The 19,149-nt window shown below is 59.8% G+C and carries 16 protein-coding genes and 1 pseudogene; 10 read left to right on the top strand and 7 right to left on the bottom strand.

Going from position 1 to position 19,149, the window contains the following annotated elements; translation table 11 throughout:
* Positions 1-129: 129 nt before the first annotated feature.
* Positions 130-2,370, top strand: a complete 2,241-nt coding sequence (locus tag L384_RS09760; protein ID WP_022650562.1) for a TonB-dependent siderophore receptor — start codon at positions 130-132, stop codon at positions 2,368-2,370.
* A 162-nt stretch (positions 2,371-2,532) separates the two neighbouring features.
* Positions 2,533-3,222 (top strand): enterobactin synthase subunit EntD, encoded by a 690-nt coding sequence (gene entD / locus L384_RS09765; protein WP_023324286.1) that lies wholly within the window; start codon positions 2,533-2,535, stop codon positions 3,220-3,222.
* Here entD and L384_RS09770 read toward each other — a convergent pair.
* From L384_RS09770 to betT, 6 genes are all read right to left on the bottom strand, one after another.
* The gene (locus L384_RS09770) at positions 3,158-3,997 is read right to left on the bottom strand and encodes a metal ABC transporter permease (RefSeq protein ID WP_023324285.1); all 840 of its coding nucleotides are present in this window, start codon (positions 3,995-3,997) and stop codon (positions 3,158-3,160) included. The genes entD and L384_RS09770 overlap by 65 nt on opposite strands.
* The gene (sitC, locus tag L384_RS09775; protein WP_022647369.1) at positions 3,994-4,842 is read right to left on the bottom strand and encodes an iron/manganese ABC transporter permease subunit SitC; all 849 of its coding nucleotides are present in this window, start codon (positions 4,840-4,842) and stop codon (positions 3,994-3,996) included. Before sitC ends, L384_RS09770 begins: the two co-directional genes overlap by 4 nt.
* Entirely contained in the window at positions 4,839-5,645 is an 807-nt protein-coding gene (gene sitB / locus L384_RS09780; protein ID WP_022650559.1) for an iron/manganese ABC transporter ATP-binding protein SitB, read from the bottom strand. Before sitB ends, sitC begins: the two co-directional genes overlap by 4 nt.
* 2 nt (positions 5,646-5,647) lie before the next feature.
* A complete protein-coding gene (gene sitA / locus L384_RS09785; RefSeq protein ID WP_003858820.1) occupies positions 5,648-6,559 on the bottom strand; it encodes an iron/manganese ABC transporter substrate-binding protein SitA in 912 nt (303 codons plus the stop codon).
* Between the two features lie 211 nt (positions 6,560-6,770).
* Positions 6,771-7,055, bottom strand: a complete 285-nt coding sequence (nadS, locus tag L384_RS09790) for a NadS family protein (RefSeq protein WP_022650557.1) — start codon at positions 7,053-7,055, stop codon at positions 6,771-6,773.
* 138 nt (positions 7,056-7,193) lie between these two features.
* Positions 7,194-9,227: a choline BCCT transporter BetT gene (betT, locus tag L384_RS09795; RefSeq protein ID WP_022650556.1), complete on the bottom strand. Its 2,034-nt coding sequence runs from the start codon at positions 9,225-9,227 to the stop codon at positions 7,194-7,196.
* Between the two features lie 128 nt (positions 9,228-9,355).
* On the opposite strand from betT, the gene betI reads away from it, so the two are divergent.
* From betI to betA, 3 genes are read left to right on the top strand one after another with little or no spacing between them, the layout of a single operon-like run.
* Positions 9,356-9,943 carry a transcriptional regulator BetI gene (gene betI, locus L384_RS09800; RefSeq protein ID WP_003858827.1) on the top strand — a complete coding sequence of 196 codons (588 nt, stop codon included), beginning with the start codon at positions 9,356-9,358 and terminating at the stop codon, positions 9,941-9,943.
* Positions 9,944-9,956: 13 nt separating this feature from the next.
* Positions 9,957-11,429: a betaine-aldehyde dehydrogenase gene (betB, locus tag L384_RS09805; RefSeq protein ID WP_023324284.1), complete on the top strand. Its 1,473-nt coding sequence runs from the start codon at positions 9,957-9,959 to the stop codon at positions 11,427-11,429.
* A gap of 13 nt (positions 11,430-11,442) precedes the next feature.
* The gene (gene betA, locus L384_RS09810; RefSeq protein WP_003858831.1) at positions 11,443-13,107 is read left to right on the top strand and encodes a choline dehydrogenase; all 1,665 of its coding nucleotides are present in this window, start codon (positions 11,443-11,445) and stop codon (positions 13,105-13,107) included.
* 108 nt (positions 13,108-13,215) lie between these two features.
* Here the strand turns inward: betA and L384_RS09815 are convergent.
* A pseudogene (locus L384_RS09815) lies at positions 13,216-13,908 on the bottom strand (GNAT family N-acetyltransferase); the annotation flags it as partial.
* A gap of 200 nt (positions 13,909-14,108) precedes the next feature.
* On the opposite strand from L384_RS09815, the gene L384_RS09820 reads away from it, so the two are divergent.
* The 5 genes from L384_RS09820 to L384_RS09840 all read left to right on the top strand — a co-directional run bounded on the left by L384_RS09820 (position 14,109) and on the right by L384_RS09840 (position 19,115).
* A complete protein-coding gene (locus tag L384_RS09820) occupies positions 14,109-15,677 on the top strand; it encodes an ABC transporter substrate-binding protein (protein WP_023315582.1) in 1,569 nt (522 codons plus the stop codon).
* Between the two features lie 71 nt (positions 15,678-15,748).
* Positions 15,749-16,762, top strand: a complete 1,014-nt coding sequence (locus L384_RS09825) for an ABC transporter permease (protein ID WP_022650553.1) — start codon at positions 15,749-15,751, stop codon at positions 16,760-16,762.
* Positions 16,762-17,595, top strand: a complete 834-nt coding sequence (locus L384_RS09830) for an ABC transporter permease (protein ID WP_023324282.1) — start codon at positions 16,762-16,764, stop codon at positions 17,593-17,595. Before L384_RS09825 ends, L384_RS09830 begins: the two co-directional genes overlap by 1 nt.
* Positions 17,588-18,424 (top strand): ABC transporter ATP-binding protein, encoded by an 837-nt coding sequence (locus tag L384_RS09835; protein ID WP_023324281.1) that lies wholly within the window; start codon positions 17,588-17,590, stop codon positions 18,422-18,424. The genes L384_RS09830 and L384_RS09835 overlap by 8 nt, the downstream gene beginning before the upstream one ends.
* Entirely contained in the window at positions 18,411-19,115 is a 705-nt protein-coding gene (locus tag L384_RS09840; protein ID WP_023324280.1) for an ABC transporter ATP-binding protein, read from the top strand. Before L384_RS09835 ends, L384_RS09840 begins: the two co-directional genes overlap by 14 nt.
* Positions 19,116-19,149: the final 34 nt, after the last annotated feature.

Below are 19,149 nucleotides of genomic sequence, written 5' to 3'. Positions count from 1 at the left end.
TAACAGTCTTTTTTGTTTCAGAGCAAATTTTATTGATAATATTATTGATAACTATTTGCATTTGCAATAGCGTAATGCCCGCGCTGTGGGAAGCGCGCTCATTAAATAACCATAAAAGCGGGACGTACAATGAATAAGAAGATTCACTCTCTGGCCTTGCTGGTCAATTTAGGGATTTATGGTGTCGCGCTGCCCGCCATGGCAGACGATAACACCGCCTCCGCGCAGAACGAAGACACCATGGTGATCACCGCCGCCGAGCAGAATTTGCAGGCGCCGGGCGTGTCGACCATCACCGCCGATGAGATCCGCAAAAACCCGCCAGCGCGCGACGTGGCGGAAATCATCCGCACCATGCCGGGCGTTAACCTGACCGGCAACTCCACCAGCGGCCAGCGCGGGAACAACCGTCAGATTGACATTCGCGGCATGGGCCCGGAAAACACCCTGATCCTGATCGACGGCAAGCCGGTCACCAGCCGCAACTCCATCCGTCTGGGCTGGCGCGGCGAGCGTGATACCCGCGGCGATACCGGCTGGGTCCCGCCGGAGATGATCGAGCGCATCGAAGTGATCCGTGGCCCGGCTGCTGCCCGCTACGGTAATGGTGCGGCGGGCGGCGTGGTGAACATCATCACCAAAAAATTTGACGACCAGTGGCACGGCTCCTGGAACACCTACCTGAACGCGCCAGAGCATAAAGACGAAGGTTCCACCAAACGCACCAACTTCAGCCTGAGCGGCCCGCTGGGCGGGGATTTCAGCTTCCGCATGTACGGTAACCTGGATAAAACCCAGGCCGACGCGTGGGATATCAACCAGGGTCACCAGTCTGACCGCACGGGCGCTTACGCCAACACCCTGCCCGCAGGCCGTGAAGGTGTGGAAAATAAAGACATCAACGGCGTGGTGCGCTGGGACTTCGCGCCGATGCAGTCGCTGGAGTTTGAAGCGGGCTACAGCCGCCAGAACAACCTGTATGCGGGCGACACGCAGAACACCAACAACGACAACGCGCTGGTGAAGAAGAACTACGGTAAAGAGACTAACCGTATCTATCGTCAGAACTTCGCCGTGACCTGGAACGGCGGCTGGGATAACGGCATCACCACCAGCAACTGGGCGCAGTACGAGCACACCCGCAACTCTCGTCTGGGTGAAGGGTTGGCGGGCGGTCTGGAAGGCCTGTTCAACAGCAATAAATTCACCGATACCGATCTGGCCGACGTGATGCTGCACAGCGAAATCAACCTGCCGATTGATTTCATTGTGAACCAGAACCTGACGCTCGGCACCGAGTGGAACCAGCAGCGCATGAAGGACTCAACCTCCTTTACACAAACCCAGCAGGGGGGCACCATCCCGGGCATGAGCGAAGATCGTAGCCCGTACACGTCAGCGGAGATCTTCTCCCTGTTTGCCGAAAACAACATGGAGCTGACCGACAGCACCATGCTGACCCCTGCCCTGCGCTTCGACCACCATACTATTGTGGGTAATAACTGGAGCCCGTCCCTGAACCTGTCGCAAGGTCTGGGGGATGACTTCACCCTGAAGATGGGCATCGCGCGCGCCTATAAAGCGCCAAGCCTGTATCAGACCAACCCGAACTACCTGCTGTACAGTAAAGGCCAGGGCTGCTACGCCAGCTCCGACGGCGTGGGCTGCTACATGATGGGTAACGACGATCTGAAAGCGGAAACCAGTATCAACAAAGAGATTGGCCTGGAGTGGAAACGCGACGGCTGGCTGGCTGGCGTGACCTGGTTCCGCAACGACTATCGCAACAAGATTGAAGCGGGCTACGCGCCGATTGGCCAGACGTCCACCGGCAAAGTCACCACCGACATCTACCAGTGGGAAAACGTGCCGAAGGCGGTAGTGGAAGGTCTGGAAGGCTCCCTGAACGTGCCGGTCAGCGACACCATCAACTGGACCAACAACATCACCTACATGCTGCAAAGTAAGAATAAGGAGACCGGCGATCGTCTGTCGATCATCCCGGAGTATACGCTGAACTCTACCTTGAGCTGGCAGGTACGTCAGGATGTCTCATTGCAGTCGACCTTCACCTGGTACGGCAAGCAGCAGCCGAAGAAGTACAACTACAAAGGTCAGCCGGTGACCGGGTCTGAGAAAGACGAAGTCAGCCCGTACAGCATCGTTGGTCTGAGCGCGACCTGGGACGTGACCAAAAACGTCAGCCTGACCGGCGGCGTGGACAACGTCTTCGACAAGCGCCAGTGGCGCGCGGGTAACGCCCAGACCACGGGTAATACCACGACGGGTGCGTATATGTACGGCGCGGGTGCGTATACGTATAATGAACCGGGTCGCACCTGGTACATGAGCGTAAATACGAGGTTCTGATACAGGCAGTGACTTCCCCCTCTCCCTGTGGGAGAGGGCCGGGGTGAGGGCGAGGTAAAAGCAAAACGGCAACCCCGTTGCCGTTTTTAGTGTTTGCTCCCTCTCCCTTTGGGAGAGGGCTGGGGTGAGGGCATCAGGCCGCACAATACTGAAGGGAAAACCATGCACACCACCCACAGCACATTTTCTCTCGCTGGCCACACCCTCCACCGCATCACCTTCGACCCCACCACCTTTACGGATGCCGATCTCCTCTGGCTCCCCCACCACGCCCAGTTGGCTAACGCCGGACGCAAACGCAAGGCCGACCACCTCGCAGGCCGCATCGCCGCCGCGCACGCCTTACCTGACTACACCATGCCCGCCATCGGCCCCAGCGGGGAACCGCTCTGGCCGCAAGGAATTTCCGGCAGCATCACCCACAGCGGCACGCAGGCGATAGCCGTCGTCACGCAATACCCGGCGCTTATCGGCATCGATTGTGAAACGATCCTCTCCGAAAACGAAGCCAGGGAAATCAAAGACGGCATCATTGATACACAGGAAGAACCTGTGCTTTCCCGCCTGGGATACCCGTTCGCCCTCGCCCTGACGCTGGTCTTCAGCGCCAAAGAGAGCCTGTTTAAGGCCCTCTTTCCGCAGGTACAGGCCTGGATGGGTTTTGACTGCGCCCGCGTTACCATGCTCGACGATAAGACGCTTACGCTGGCATTGACCTGTCAACTAGCAGACTTTCAAGAAGGCACCGCCTTCCCCCTGCACTGGCAGCAGCACGGCGAACAGGTCATCACTCTGCTGTCACACGCTCCTGGCGACGAGCCTTCACGCTGGTCACCACAAACGTCACGATAAACACCATCGCGAACAGGACCACAATGGTCGGCGCAGGCGCGCTGTCGAGATAAAACGAGGCATAAACGCCGCTTACCGACACCAGCGCTGAAACGGCGACCGCCACCAGCAGCGCCATGTGAAAGCGTCGGGTAATCAGCACCGCCACCGCGCCGGGGGCAATCAGCAGGGAAATCGACAGAATGATCCCCACCGCTTTCAGCGTCGCCACAATGGTCAGCGAAACCATGCACAGTAAGCCGTGGTGCAGCCAGCGGGTGCGCAGGCCACTCGCCTGCGCCTGCTGATAGTCAAAGCAGAACAGCAGAAAATCGCGCCACTTCAGGCCAATCACCAGCGCAATCATCCCCGCGACGAGACCGCTTTGCAGAATGTCCATCCCGTTAATACCCAGCATATCGCCGAACAGAATGTGGTCGAGATGCACCTCAGGTTTGACAGCGATATAGAGGATCAGCCCGGCGCCGAACATGCCGGAAAAGACGATCCCCATGACCGTATCCTGTTTGATGCGGCTGTTATCCTTCAGGTATCCGGTGGCGACCGCGCAGAACAGACCGGCCACGAACGCGCCCAGCGCCAGCGGCAGGCCCATCATCCAGGCCAGCACGACGCCGGGAAACACCGCGTGGCTCATGGCGTCGCCCATCAACGCCCAGCCTTTCAGCACCAGAAAAACCGACAGCAGCGCGCAGGGCACGGCCACCAGGAGTGAAATCAGCAGCGCGTTGTTCATAAACGCAAACTGGAAGGGTTCGAGGAGCAGCGTCATCATGGGTGTGCCTCCCGCGCCCGACGACGGCTGGCAAGCAGTCCGTGCTTCGGCGCAAAGACGAACGCCAGCAGGAACAGCAGCGTCTGGGCGACCACGATAATGCCGCCGGTGGCGCCGTCCAGGTAATAGCTGGCCCACGCGCCGAGGAAGCTGGTGATGCTGCCAATGGCGACGGCAATCATCAGCAGGCGCGGGAAGCGATCGGTCAGCAGCCACGCGGTCGCGCCAGGCGTGACCACCAGACAGATCACCAGAAACGCGCCGACGGTTTGCAGCGCCGCCACGGTAGAGACCGCCAGCAGCGTGAAGAAGAGAATTTTCAGGCGTTCAGGACGCAGGCCGATGGCGCGGGCGTGGTTCTCATCAAAAAAGGTCACCATCAGATCTTTCCATTTGAACAGCAGGATAACTATCGACACCACGCCGATAATCGCCAGCTGGACGATATCTTCCGGGGCGATAGCCAGAATATTGCCGAGGACGATGGTCTGAATGTTCACCGAGGTCGGGTTGAGCGAGACCATAAACAGCCCCAGCCCGAAAAACGAGGAGAAGATCAGCCCGATAATGGCGTCCTCCTTCAGGCGGCTGCGCTGGTTGAGAAACAGCATGCTGCCCGCCGCCAGCCCGCCCGATAAAAACGCCCCCAGCGAGAACGGCAGCCCGAGCATGTAAGCGCCCGCTACGCCCGGCACGATGGAGTGCGACAGCGCATCGCCGATCAGCGACCAGCCTTTAAGCATCAGATAGCAGGAGAGAAACGCGCACAGCCCGCCCACCATCGCCGAGACCCACATCGCGTTGAGCATGTACTCGTAGCCGAAGGGTTCGAGAAGCGCGTTCATTTGGCCTCCTGTCGGTGCGCCACGAAGGGGCGTTCGTCGTCGGTAATAATGCGATCTTCCGAGCCGCTGAGCACCACGTGGCGCAGCACGCCGCTGAAGGCGCGCTCAAGATTCTCGGCGGTAAAGGTGATATCCGTCGGGCCGCTCGCCAGCACGGTGCCTTTGACCATCACCGTGTAATCGCAGAATTCCGTGACCGAGCCCAGATTGTGGGTCGAGACCAGCATCGTTTTACCCTCGTCGCGCAGCTCCCGCAGCAGGCTGATGATCCTGGCTTCGGTTTTGACGTCCACGCCGGTAAACGGCTCGTCGAGCAGGATCACCTCGCCCTGCTGGGCAATCGCACGGGCCAGAAACACGCGCTTCTTCTGCCCGCCGGACAGCTCGCCAATCTGCCGATGGCGCAGCTCGAGCATATCCACACGCTTCAGGGCGTCGGTGACGATCTGCTTATCGCATTCTTTGGGACGACGCAGAAACCCCATATGCCCGTAGCGGCCCATCATCACCACGTCCTCGACGAGCACCGGAAACGACCAGTCGACCTCTTCCGACTGCGGCACGTAGGCGACCAGGTTCTGACGCAGCGCCCGGTGAGGCGGCAGCCCCAGAATGGAGATAGTGCCGCTCGCCGCCCGCACAAACCCCATCACCGCCTTAAACAGCGTGGACTTGCCGGAACCGTTCACCCCCACCAGGGCAGCAATCGATCCGCCCGGCACGCTGAACGACGCGTCGCGCAGCGCCGTGTGGCCGTTGCGGTAGGTCACGGTCACGTCGGTTACAACAATACCTTTCTGCATGATTACTCCTTCATCCCGTCGCGGATGCCCTGCACCAGCGTGCGGGTGGTGACGTTCAGCAGATCGATATAGGTTGGCACCGGGCCGTTTTCCGCGCTCAGAGAGTCGACGTACAGCACGCCGCCATAGTGGGCGCCGGTTTCACGCGCCACCTGACGGGCGGGCTTATCGGAGACCGTGCTTTCGCTGAACACCGCCGGAATGTGATGTTTTTTCACCAGATCGATAACCTTGCGCACCTGCTGGGGCGTGCCCTGCTGATCGGCGTTGATCGGCCACAGGTAAAGCTCCTTCAGGCCCAAATCCCGCGCCAGATAGGAAAAAGCCCCTTCGCTGGTCACCATCCAGCGTTTGTCTTCCGGTATCTCCGCGACCTGCTTGCGCAGCGGTTCGAGAGTGGCGGTGATCTTCTGCTTGTAAGCATCAGCGTTGCGCTGATACGTCTGTGCGTTGGCCGGATCGTACTTCACCAGCGCGTCGCGGATGTTATCGACGTAAATCAGGGCGTTGTCCGGCGACATCCACGCGTGCGGATTGGGCTTGCCGTTATAGGGCCCTTCGCTGATGCCCATCGGGGTGATGCCTTTGGTGACAATCACCTCCGGCACACCGTTCAGATGCTGATAAAAGCGCTGGAACCACAGCTCCAGATTCATGCCGTTCGCCAGGATCAGCTGTGCCTTCTGCGCGCGTTTGATATCGCCCGGGGTGGGCTGGTATTCGTGAATTTCCGCGCCCGGTTTGGTGATGGAGGTGACCTCTGCGGCATCCCCCGCCACGTTTTTCGCCATATCAGCGATAACGGTAAAAGTGGTGATGACCTGGAACTTTTCAGCCGCCAGCGCGCCCGTGGTGGTCGCGGTCATGAGCAGCGCGCCGAGCAACAGACGCTTCAATCCTTGCCGTGGATGCATCGCAGAAGTCTCCTGAGGTGATTAAAATCAAAGCAAAATTAGCCTGTGCTATAAGGTATAGCACAGGCTATATTTAAATGAAAATAATTATCATTAAAGTTGTGTCAACGGAGGGAGAGCCTGATGGCGCTTCGCTTATCAGGCCTACGGTAAAGCAGTTTTGGAGTTTTGTAGGCCGGGTAAGCGCAGCGCCACCCGGCATAAGGGCGACTCACTGCCCGGCAAGTGCCTTATAAAATGCAGGATTCTCCCGAATCACATTAAGTACCTTCGCCGCCAGCCCGGTTGGGTTGCGACGTTTAGACTCCCAGCTCTTTATCGTATCGACGCTCGTGCCAAGCGCCTTCGCCATTTCGCTTTGCGTGATATTGAGCTGCTCTCTGATGGCGCGCACATCAGCAACTTCATAGCGGGTTACCCGGGAAGCGGCTTTCCTTCCGCTGTGGATCTCAACCGCCTCTTCAAGCGAAGTTTTAAGTTCATCAAAGATGCTCATTTTATACCTCGGAACAACATAAAGGCGTACATAGTACACCTCTAGTAAAAGATATAATAAGCACTATTCGAAAAGTACAGGGCCAGATTCATAACAATCTGGCCCCTTAACTTTCACGCACTTTATTCAGATCAAACTTTAGGCATCCGGGAACATCACGCTATTCCCCGGTGCTTCCCTGTGCAGATGGATAAAGTTCAGGTGCCGTTCATACTGGTCCAGAATGTCCGTAATCACCTGCTCCTTGCTGTAATCCATCAGATCATTCCCCTGGCTGCCTTCCAGCAGGAAGGTCTCCAGCCGGTAGTAGGTCGACTTCCCGCTGCGCGCCCGGTAGGTAAAGCCGGGTACCGAATACTGCTGCGGCCAGATCTGATAGACAAAGTTCTGCTCGTCGCCCATGTGCACCAGCAGATCCAGGTGCCCCAGATTTTCGCCCTCTTCCGGGGGCAGGTTTTTCAGCTCCACGTAGGCGCCACGCAGCTTCAGCTCCTGGGCCACCTCTTCCATCGCCGGGAAACAGACCGTCTCCATCATCTGTTTGGTGTAGCGCGTACCGGGGTAATTCATCAGGCGCGAGAGGCGTTTTTTCCAGCTCAGCCTGTCCTGCGCGCCCAGCGGACGCGGGGCGGTGTCGCGGCTGGCGCTGACGCGGCGGTAGTCTTCCACCTTAAGCGATTTATACAGCCCGGCCATCACGAAGAAGATCACGAAGCTGAACGGCAGGCCCATGATCACCGTCGTGTTCTGCAACGCAGAGATACCGTTGGTCATCAGCATGCCGAGCGTCAGCAGGCCGATGGCGACGGACCAGAAGATGCGCAGCCAGTTCGGCGCGTCGCTGTTAATGTCCTTGAGCTTCGAGGTGAAGTTCCCCAGCACCAGCGCGCCAGAGTCCGCCGAGGTGACATAGAACAGCAGGCCGGTGATGGTCGCTACGGACGCGCTAAAGGTGAACGCCGGGTACTGCGCCAGCAGGCTGTAGAAGCCGCGCTCCGGGTGCGCCATCGCTTCCTGGGCAAAAGTCGCATTGCCGTGGATGATCTCGTGCAGCGCGCTGTTGCCGAAAATCGACAGCCACAGCAGGGTAAAGGTGAACGGGATAATCAGCGTGCCCATCACGAACTGACGGATGGTCCGCCCACGCGAAATACGCGCCAGGAACAGGCCGACAAACGGCGACCACGCCACCCACCACGCCCAGAAGAACAGCGTCCAGTTGTTCATCCACTCTGTCGGACGGTCAAAGGCGAAGCTGTTCAGCGTCATGCCCATAAAGCGGTTCACGTAATCACCCACGTTCAGTACTAAGGCATTGAGCAGGAACGAGGTGTCGCCCATAAACAGCACGAACAGGATCAGCCCCAGCGCCAGCGCGACGTTCAGTTCGGAGAGCACGCGAATCCCTTTATCCACGCCGGAGGTCACCGAGATGGTGGCGATAATCACCGACAGCGCAATCAGCGCCGCCTTCGCCGCCATCGAATCCGGGATGTCAAACAGCACGCTCAGCCCGTAGTTGAGCTGCACCACGCCAATTCCGAGCGTGGTGGCGATGCCGAAGATGGTGCCGATCACCGCCGCAATGTCGACGCTGTGGCCAATCGGACCGTTGATCTTTTTGCCGAAAATCGGGTACAGCGCGGAGCGGATGGTAAGGGGCAAATTATAACGATAGCTAAAGTATCCGAGCGCCATGCCCATCAGGGCGTACATCGACCAGCCCGTCAGGCCGTAGTGGAACAGCGTCCAGACCATCGCCTGGCGCGCGGCCTCCATCGTCTGCCCTGCCCCTTCCGGCGGCTGCATATATTGCGTGACCGGTTCCGCCACGGAGAAGAACATCAGGTCGATGCCGATGCCTGCGGCAAACAGCATTGCGGCCCAGCTCAGCAGGCTGAACTCGGGCTTAGACTGCTCTGGCCCGAGCTTCACCGAACCGAAGCGCGAGCAGGCAATGCAGACCACGAACACGATGTAAAGCGTCGCGGCCAGCAGATAGTACCAGCCGAAGGTCTTTGACACCCAGTCCAGAGTGCGCCCAATCCACTCGGCAGAAAAATCACGAAAGAAAATAGTCGTCAGGGAAAACAACAAAATCAGCCCGGCGGACGTATAAAAAACGACCGGGTTGATTTTGTCTTTTTCTCTGTCTTGTGAAAGGTCTGTCATCCAGTATCCTCACTGTTTTTGTAACTATTGAAATCTAAAATCGCAACAATTAAGACACATTTTATATTGAACGTCCAATCAAAAACCGCTTTAATAGATTACCAACGCTGATGAATGGAGTGGCAAAAATGCCCAAAGTGGGGATGCAGCCGATCCGGCGCAGGCAGCTAATCGATGCCACGCTGGAAGCAATTAATGAAGTGGGAATGCATGACGCAACCATCGCGCAGATCGCCCGTCGGGCGGGCGTATCCACGGGGATCATCAGCCACTATTTCAAAGATAAAAACGGTCTGCTGGAAGCGACCATGCGCGACATCACCGGTCAGCTGCGCGACGCGGTATTAAGCCGTTTACGCGCCCTGCCGGACGGCAGTGCAGAGCAGCGCTTGCAGGCGATTGTCGGCGGCAATTTTGATGAAACTCAGGTTAGCGGCGCGGCGATGAAGGCCTGGCTGGCCTTCTGGGCCAGCAGCATGCATCAGCCGATGCTCTACCGTTTGCAGCAGGTCAGCAGCCGTCGGTTGCTCTCAAACCTGGTGTACGAGTTCCGCCGCGAGCTGCCGCGTGAACAGGCTGAAGAGGCGGGCTACGGGCTCGCCGCACTGATTGACGGGCTGTGGCTGCGCGCTGCGCTCAGCGGCAAACCGCTGGATAAAACCCTGGCCCAGTCGCTTACCAGCCACTTTATCAGCCAGCATTTACCGACCGACTAACCGAGGAGAATTTATGTCCCGAATGGCAGAACAGCAGCTTTATATCAATGGTGGTTATACATCCGCCACCAGCGGTCGCACCTTCGAGACCATCAACCCGGCGAACGGTGAAGTTCTGGCGACCGTGCAGGCCGCCGGGCGCGAAGACGTGGACCGCGCCGTCGAAAGCGCAAAGCGCGGGCAAAAAATCTGGGCGGCGATGACCGCCATGGAGCGCTCGCGCATCCTGCGTCGCGCCGTCGATATCCTGCGCGAGCGTAACGACGAGCTGGCAACGCTGGAAACCCTCGACACCGGTAAAGCGTATTCCGAAACCTCGACCGTCGACATCGTCACCGGCGCGGACGTGCTGGATTACTACGCGGGGCTGATCCCGGCGCTGGAGGGCAGCCAGATCCCGCTGCGCGACACCTCGTTCGTCTACACCCGCCGCGAGCCGCTGGGCGTGGTGGCGGGCATCGGCGCGTGGAACTACCCGATCCAGATCGCCCTGTGGAAATCCGCGCCGGCGCTGGCGGCGGGCAACGCAATGATCTTCAAGCCGAGCGAAGTGACACCGCTTACCGCCCTGAAGCTTGCTGAAATCTACACCGAAGCGGGCCTGCCGGACGGCGTGTTTAACGTCCTGCCGGGCGTAGGCGCGGAGACCGGCCAGTACCTGACCGAGCATCCGGGCATCGCGAAAGTCTCCTTTACCGGCGGCGTCGCCAGCGGCAAAAAGGTGATGGCCAACTCGGCGGCCTCGTCCCTGAAAGAGGTGACGATGGAGCTGGGCGGTAAATCCCCGCTGATAGTGTTTGACGATGCGGATCTGGATCTCGCGGCAGATATCGCCATGATGGCCAACTTCTTCAGCTCCGGCCAGGTGTGCACCAATGGCACCCGCGTGTTCGTGCCGGCGAAGTTCAAAGCCGCGTTTGAGCAAAAAATCGTTGAGCGCGTGGGCCGCATCCGCGCGGGCGATCTGTTCGATGAAGCTACCAACTTTGGTCCGATGGTCAGCTTCCCGCACCGGGACAGCGTGATGCGCTACATCGCCAAAGGCAAAGAGGAAGGCGCGCGCGTGCTGTGCGGCGGCGACGTGCTGAAGGGCGAAGGCTTCGATAACGGCGCGTGGGTGGCCCCAACCGTGTTCACCGACTGCACCGACGAGATGACCATCGTGCGCGAAGAGATCTTCGGCCCGGTGATGTCCATCCTCACCTATGAGTCCATTGAGGAAGCGATTCGCCGCGCCAACGACACCGACTACGGGCTGGCGGCAGGCATCGTCACGACCGACCTGAACCGCGCCCACGGCGCCATTCATCAGCTCGAAGCGGGCATCTGCTGGATCAACACCTGGGGCGAATCCGCCGCAGAGATGCCGGTGGGCGGCTACAAACACTCCGGCATTGGCCGTGAGAACGGCGTCATGACGCTTCAGAGTTACACCCAGGTGAAGTCCATCCAGGTTGAGATGGGTAAATTCCAGTCCATATTTTAACCGGGAGGTTTATTTGCAATTTGACTACATCATTATCGGGGCCGGCTCTGCCGGCAACGTACTGGCAACACGACTGACTGAAGATCCAAACACCACCGTCCTGCTGCTTGAGGCGGGCGGGCCGGACTACCGCTTTGACTTCCGCACCCAGATGCCTGCCGCGCTGGCCTTCCCGTTGCAGGGCAAGCGCTACAACTGGGCGTATGAAACCGAGCCAGAGCCTTACATGAACAACCGCCGCATGGAGTGCGGACGGGGTAAAGGGCTGGGCGGCTCGTCGCTGATCAACGGCATGTGCTACGTGCGCGGCAATGCAATGGATCTGGACAACTGGGCGAAAGAACCGGGTCTGGAGCACTGGAGCTATCTCAACTGCCTGCCCTACTACCGCAAGGCAGAGACCCGCGACGTGGGGCCGAACGACTACCACGGCGGCGACGGTCCGGTGAGCGTCACCACCTCTAAGCCGGGTGTGAACCCGCTGTTTGAAGCGATGGTGGAGGCAGGCGTGCAGGCGGGCTACCCGCGCACCGACGATCTCAACGGCTATCAGCAGGAAGGCTTTGGCCCGATGGATCGCACGGTCACGCCGCAGGGCCGACGCGCCAGCACCGCGCGCGGCTATCTGGATCAGGCCAAACCGCGCCCGAATCTGACCATCCGCACCCACGCCATGACCGATCACATTATCTTTGACGGCAAGCGCGCGGTGGGCGTCGAGTGGCTGGAAGGCGAAAGCACCATTCCGTCAAAAGCGACAGCGAAGAAAGAGGTACTGCTGTGCGCGGGCGCCATCGCGTCTCCGCAGATCCTCCAGCGCTCCGGCGTGGGCAACGCTGAACTGCTGAAGCAGTTTGATATCCCGCTGGTACATGATTTACCCGGAGTGGGTGAAAACTTGCAGGATCACCTGGAGATGTATCTTCAGTATGAATGTAAGGAGCCGGTCTCCCTCTACCCTGCCCTGCAATGGTGGAACCAGCCGAAGATTGGCGCGGAGTGGCTGTTTGGCGGCACGGGCGTGGGCGCGAGCAACCACTTCGAAGCAGGCGGGTTTATCCGCAGCCGCGAGGAGTTCGAGTGGCCGAACATTCAGTATCACTTCCTGCCGGTGGCGATTAACTACAACGGCTCGAACGCGGTGAAAGAGCATGGTTTTCAGTGCCACGTTGGCTCCATGCGCTCCCCGAGCCGCGGCCACGTGCGCATCAAGTCGCGCGATCCGCACCAGCATCCGGCGATCCTGTTCAACTACATGTCCCACGAGCAGGACTGGCAGGAGTTCCGCGACGCGATTCGCATCACCCGCGAGATCATGCACCAGCCTGCGCTGGACAAGTATCGCGGTCGTGAAATCAGCCCGGGCGTCGAATGCCAGACCGACGAACAGCTGGACGAGTTCGTGCGCAACCACGCCGAAACCGCCTTCCACCCGTGCGGTACCTGCAAGATGGGCTACGACGAAATGGCGGTGGTCGACGGCGAAGGCCGCGTTCACGGGCTGGAAGGGTTACGCGTAGTGGATGCGTCGATTATGCCGCAGATTATCACCGGCAACCTGAACGCCACCACCATCATGATTGGCGAAAAGATTGCCGACGCCATTCGCGGGCGCGAGCCGCTGGCGAAGAGCACGGCGGCGTATTATGTGGCGAACGGGGCGCCGGTTCGCCGCTGAGTGCGAACTTCTCCCCTCACCCTAACCCTCTCCCCAAAGGGGAGAGGGAACTTGAACACCCTCTCTCCTTTGGGGAGAGGGTTGGGGTGAAGGGTAAGGCTTTTTCGTCCGAAATTCCTCTAACCGCCTGACCTGCCGCCCTTCCCCGTCAAAATTCTCCGCTGCCAGCCAGGTCCGCAGAGCCGCATCCTTTTCCGGCCATTCGCCGTCAATAATCGAGAGCATATCGCTGTCGCGGTTGCGGCCTTTGCGCACCAGCTTCTGGCGCAGTCGCCCTTCCCAGACAAACCCCAGCCGCTCCGCCGCGTTGCGTGAGGCGATGTTCATCGAATCGCACTTCCACTCCAGCCGGCGATATTGATGCTCAAAGGCATTTTTCAGCAGCAGCCACACCGCTTCGGTACCCACGCGGGTGCCCTTCATTCTGCGCGACCAGGTGACGTGGCCGATCTCAACCGAGCCCTGAAAGCGTTCTATCGCCATATAGCTGACCAGCCCTACCGCCTTTTCGGTGCGCAGATCGATAACGGCAAAGGGCACCAGGTCGTCATCCAGCACCTTTCCCAGCACCCAGTGCGCAGTGGCCTCAACGCTCACAGGCTGGGTGCTGGCAAGCCACGTCCAGTCGCTGTCGTCACCCAGCGCATAGGCTTCAAACAAATCAGCCGAATGGCGGTCAGCATCCAGCGGCTCCAGGCGGCAATACTGGCCGGTGAGCAGAGTACGGGTTAACGCGCGGGCGCATTTCCAGTCCGGGACAATATCGTTAACGGTTTGACCATGTTGATTGATTTCGGGCACGGCGGTGACTCCCTGAAAGGTAAGGAGTTTGTTATAGCAGGTTAAAAAGCGAACGAAAAGAGAGGTGACTCATAACCAGACCGAATGCGTTATTCCCGGATGGCATAAGCAAAGCAGAATTTCGACTTTGAGGAAATCCTCAGCCAGCCTACCGTAACGGTGCATAAAACAATCACAATATATTTTATTCAGGGATCGCTATGACTAAAAAACTGCTGCCGTTACTGGTGCTGGCTGCGCTCTCAAGCGCTGCTCACGCCGCTACCCCGCCCAACACGCTGGTTGTCGCCCAGGGTCTGGATGATATCGTGAGCCTTGACCCGGCCGAAGCCAACGAGCTTTCCAGCATCCAGACCGTTCCGAGCCTGTACCAGCGTCTGGTACAGCCGGACCGCGATAATCCGGAAAAAATCACGCCGGTTCTGGCAGAAAGCTGGGACGCGGACGCGGCAGCAAAAACCCTGACCATCAAGCTTAAACCCGATGCGAAATTCTCCTCCGGCAACCCGCTGCGCCCGGAAGACGTGATCTTCTCTTATACCCGCGCCGTGACGCTGAACAAATCCCCGGCGTTTATCCTCAACGTACTGGGCTGGGACGCCAGCAACATCGCCAGCCAGCTAAAGAAAGTGGACGACCATACCCTCACGCTTCACTGGACGGCCGACGTTAGCCCGTCGGTGGCGCTGAATATTCTCTCCACGCCGATTGCCTCCATCGTCGATGAAAAACAGGTTGCGGCGAACGTGAAGGATAACGACTTCGGCAACGCGTGGTTAAAAATGCACTCTGCGGGCAGCGGCGCGTTCAAAATGCGCGTTTACCAGCCGCATCAGGCCATCGTGCTGGAAGCCAACGAATCCGCGCCCGGCGGCGCGCCGAAGCTTAAAAGCATCATCATTAAAAACGTCCCCGATCCCGCTTCCCGCCGCCTGCTGATCCAGCAGGGTGATGCGGACGTGGCGCGCGATCTGGGTGCAGACCAGATAAGCGCCCTCAGCGGCAAGCCGGGCGTGAAGGTGCTTAGCATCCCTTCTGCCGAGCAAAACTATCTGGTGTTTAACACCGGCAACAGCGCTAACCCGCTGCTGAATAATCCAGCGTTCTGGGAAGCCTCGCGCTGGCTGGTGGATTATGAAGGCATCACCAAAGACCTGCTGAAAGGCCAGTATTTTGTTCATCAGAGCTTCCTGCCGGTCGGCCTGCCGGGCGCGCTGGAGGACAATCCGTTCACGTTTGACCCGGCAAAAGCAAAAGCGATCCTCGCCAAGGCGGGCATCAAAGACGCGCATTTCACGCTGGACGTGGAGAATAAACCACCGTTCATCACCATCGCGCAATCCATGCAGGCGAGCTTTGCTCAGGGTGGCGTGAAGGTGGATCTGCTGCCCGCTGCGGGTAGCCAGGTGTACGCCCGCGTGCGCGCTAAGCAGCATCAGGCGGCGATTCGCCTGTGGATCCCGGATTACTTCGATGCGCACTCCAACGCCAGCGCCTTCGCGTGGAACGACGGGAAGTCCAGCACCGTGGCCGGTCTGAACGGCTGGAAAATCCCGGAGCTGAACAAGGCCACGCTGGCGGCGGTTGCCGAGCCGGATCCGGCGAAACGTCTGGATCTGTATAAGAAGATGCAGGAACAGTTACAGCATAACTCGCCGTACGTGTTCGTTGACCAGGGCAAAACTCAGATCGTGGTGCGCGATAACGTGAAGGGGTATCAGCAGGGGCTGAACGCGGATATGGTCTGGTACGATCGCGTTATGAAGTAGCTTTTCCCCCCTCTCCCTCTCCCGTGGGAGAGGGGGTCGTTCGTGCATATTTTCAGGATAACGATTTTCCCATGCCACATCTTTCCACCCGCGTGCTTCAGGGTCTGCTGACTCTCCTGCTCACGCTGTTCGGGCTACTGCTGGTCACGTTTGCGCTCTCTGCCTTTTCCCCGGTCGATCGCGTATTGCAGATCGTCGGCGATCACGCCAGCCAGTCCACTTACGATCAGGTTCGCCAGCAGCTTGGGCTGGATCGGCCCCTGCCGGTGCAGTTCTGGCACTACCTGCAAAACCTCGCTCACGGGGATTTAGGCACCGCCAGCGCTACCGGTCAGCCGGTATTGCAGGACCTGCTGCACGCCTTTCCCGCCACGCTGGAACTGGCAACGCTGGCGCTAATTATCGGCACAGTACTCGGCGTAATTGCGGGTGTGCTGTGCGCCCGCTACGCCGGTTCGCCACTGGACTTAGCGATCAGAACGCTCACCCTGCTCGGCAATTCGGTGCCGATATTCTGGCTCGGCCTGCTGATGCTGGCTCTGTTCTACGCGAAACTACAGTGGAGCGCTGGCCCCGGCAGGCTGGACGACATCTGGCAATTCACCGTCGAGCCACGAACCGGATTTGCGCTGGTAGATACCTGGCTTTCCGGCGACCGCGAGGCGTTCCGCAACGCCATCAGCCACCTGGTGCTGCCGGTGCTGCTGCTGGCCTACTACTCGCTGGCAAGTATCACCCGCCTGACGCGCTCCGCCTGTCTGAGCGAGATGAACAAAGAGTACATATTGCTCGCCCGCGCCAAGGGCGCCGGAGAGATGACCATCCTGCTGCGTCACGTGCTGCCGAACATTCGCAGCACGCTGCTGACGGTGATTGCGCTGGCCTACACCAGCATGCTGGAGGGCGCGGTATTAACCGAAACCGTCTTCTCGTGGCCGGGCATCGGGCGCTACCTCACCACGGCCCTGTTCGCCGGTGACACCACCGCCGTGATGGGCGGCACGCTGCTGATTGGCGTCTGCTTTGTTCTGATCAATAACCTTACCGACCTGCTTGTGCGGGCGACCGATCCCAGGGTGCGCTAATGCCGTTTTATCTCTTCTTACGCCGCCTGCGCCGCTCCCCTGCCGCGTTTTGCGGGCTGATCGCCATCGCGCTGCTGGTGCTTATTGCTCTGTTCGCGCCGTGGCTTGCGCCGCAGGATCCCAACTGGCAGGACGCCGCCGCGCGTCTGCAACCGCCCAACGCGCAGCACTGGCTGGGTACTGACAGCTATGGGCGGGATCTGCTCTCCCGATTAATCTACGGCACCCGTCCGGCACTGGGGCTGGTGGCCTTAGTCACCGTTATTACCCTCCCCGCCGGTCTGCTGGTGGGGATTTTGTCAGGCTACTACGGCGGCTGGATGGAGCGCATCCTGATGCGCTTTTCCGACGTGGTGATGTCGATGCCGCGCCTGATCCTCGCCTTCGCGTTTGTGGCGATGCTCGGCCCGGGGCTGGTCAACGGCGCGCTGGCGCTGGCCTTAACGACCTGGCCTGCCTATGCGCGCCAGGCGCGCAGTGAAATCCAGCGTCTGCGCCACAGCGATTATCTGGCCGCCGCGGAGATGATGGGCATTCGCGGCCCGCGCCTGCTGGTCGGCCATATTCTGCCCCTGTGCCTGCCCTCCGCGATTGTGCGACTGGCGCTGGATCTGGCCGGGATTATTCTGGCCGCTGCCGGGCTGGGCTTCCTTGGTCTGGGCGCGCGTCCACCGATGGCGGAATGGGGCGCGATGATTGCCGACGGCATGCAGGTCATTTTTGACCAGTGGTGGATTGCCGCCATTCCAGGCGGGGCGATTCTGTTTGCCAGCCTGGCCTTTAACCTGCTGGGCGATGGCCTGCGCGACGTACTGGAGCCACAGCATGACTGAACACCGCGTCATCGTCGATGCGCTGAATATCGACTACCCCGCCGCGCGCGTGGTCAACAACCTGAGCTTTACGTTGGGCAAAGAGCGGCTGGCGCTGGTAGGAGAATCCGGCTCCGGCAAGTCCATGTCTGCCCGCGCCCTGATGGGGCTGGTGCGCAAGCCCGGCATCGTGAGCGCTAAGCGGCTTAACGTGCTTGGCAACGACCTGCTGACCCTGAACAGCCGCCGCTGGCAGGCGCTGCGCGGCAACGGCATAGCGATGGTTCTACAGGACCCGCGCTACGCGCTAAACCCGGTGAAAACCGTCTCCGCCCAGCTTGATGAGGCGCTGACCCTCCATCAGCGCCTGCCCCGCGCCGAACGACTGGCGCGCATTCACGATATCATCCGCGCCGTGGGGCTGAACGAGCACGTGCTCCAGCGCTATCCCGGCGAACTTTCCGGCGGCATGGGCCAGCGCGTGATGATCGCCATTGCGCTCGTCAACAACCCGCAGGTGCTGATCGCCGACGAACCGACTTCCGCGCTGGACGCACGCCTGCGCAACCAGATCCTGGAGCTGCTGGTACAGCAGTGCGAGGCGCGGCAGATGGCGATGCTGTTAATCAGCCACGACTTGCCGCTCGTCGCGGAACACTGCGACCGCGTGCTGGTGATGTATCAGGGTGAAAAGGTCGATGAGATGGCGGCAAGCCGGCTCCCGCAGGCGACGCATCCGTACACGCGCACCCTGTGGACCTGTCGTCCAGACGCCCATACCTATGGGCAGATGCTGCCGACGCTCGACCGTTCGCAGCCGTGGAAGGAGGCCAGCGATGGCGATCGTTGAGGTTAACCAGGTGCAGGTCACCTTCGGGGAAAAAACGGCGGTTTCGGCCGCCAGCTTTAGCATTGAGAAAGGCGAGACGTTCAGCCTGATTGGCGAATCCGGCTGCGGGAAATCGACTATTCTGCGCGTGCTGGCGGGGCTGCAGCGCGAGTGGCGCGGCAGTATTGCGCTACTGGGAGAAGCGTTAACGCCAGGGCGACGCTTTGAAGGCGAGCTTCGCCGCAACGTGCAGATGGTGTTTCAGGATCCGTGGGCGTCGCTGCACCCGAATCACACCATAGCGCGCACGCTGTCGGAGCCGTTAAGCATCCACGGCGAGACGCAGATCGCGGAAAAGGTGGCCAATGCGCTGCATGAGGTGGGGCTTTCCGCCGACGCGGGCAGGCGTTACCCGCATCAGCTTTCCGGCGGACAGCGTCAGCGCGTGGCCATTGCCCGCGCGCTGCTGCTGCGCCCGCAGCTTCTGCTGCTGGATGAACCGACCTCGGCGCTGGATATGTCGGTACAGGCGGAGATTCTTAACCTGCTCAACCGCCTGAAGGCGCAGCACGGCATGACCTACCTGCTGGTGAGCCACGATGCGGACGTGATTGCGCATATGTCCGACCGGGCGGCATTTATGGCGCACGGGGAGATCCAGCGGGTATTTGACCGTGAAGCAATGTTGCGGGGCGAGCACAGGATGGGGTAAACCGTGCGGCGGCGAGTGCCGCACGCATTTTGTA

It is taken from the genome of Enterobacter sp. MGH 38 (assembly GCF_000492855.1).
Taxonomy (GTDB): domain Bacteria; phylum Pseudomonadota; class Gammaproteobacteria; order Enterobacterales; family Enterobacteriaceae; genus Enterobacter; species Enterobacter hormaechei_C.
This window is presented reverse-complemented; position numbering and strand designations above follow the sequence as displayed.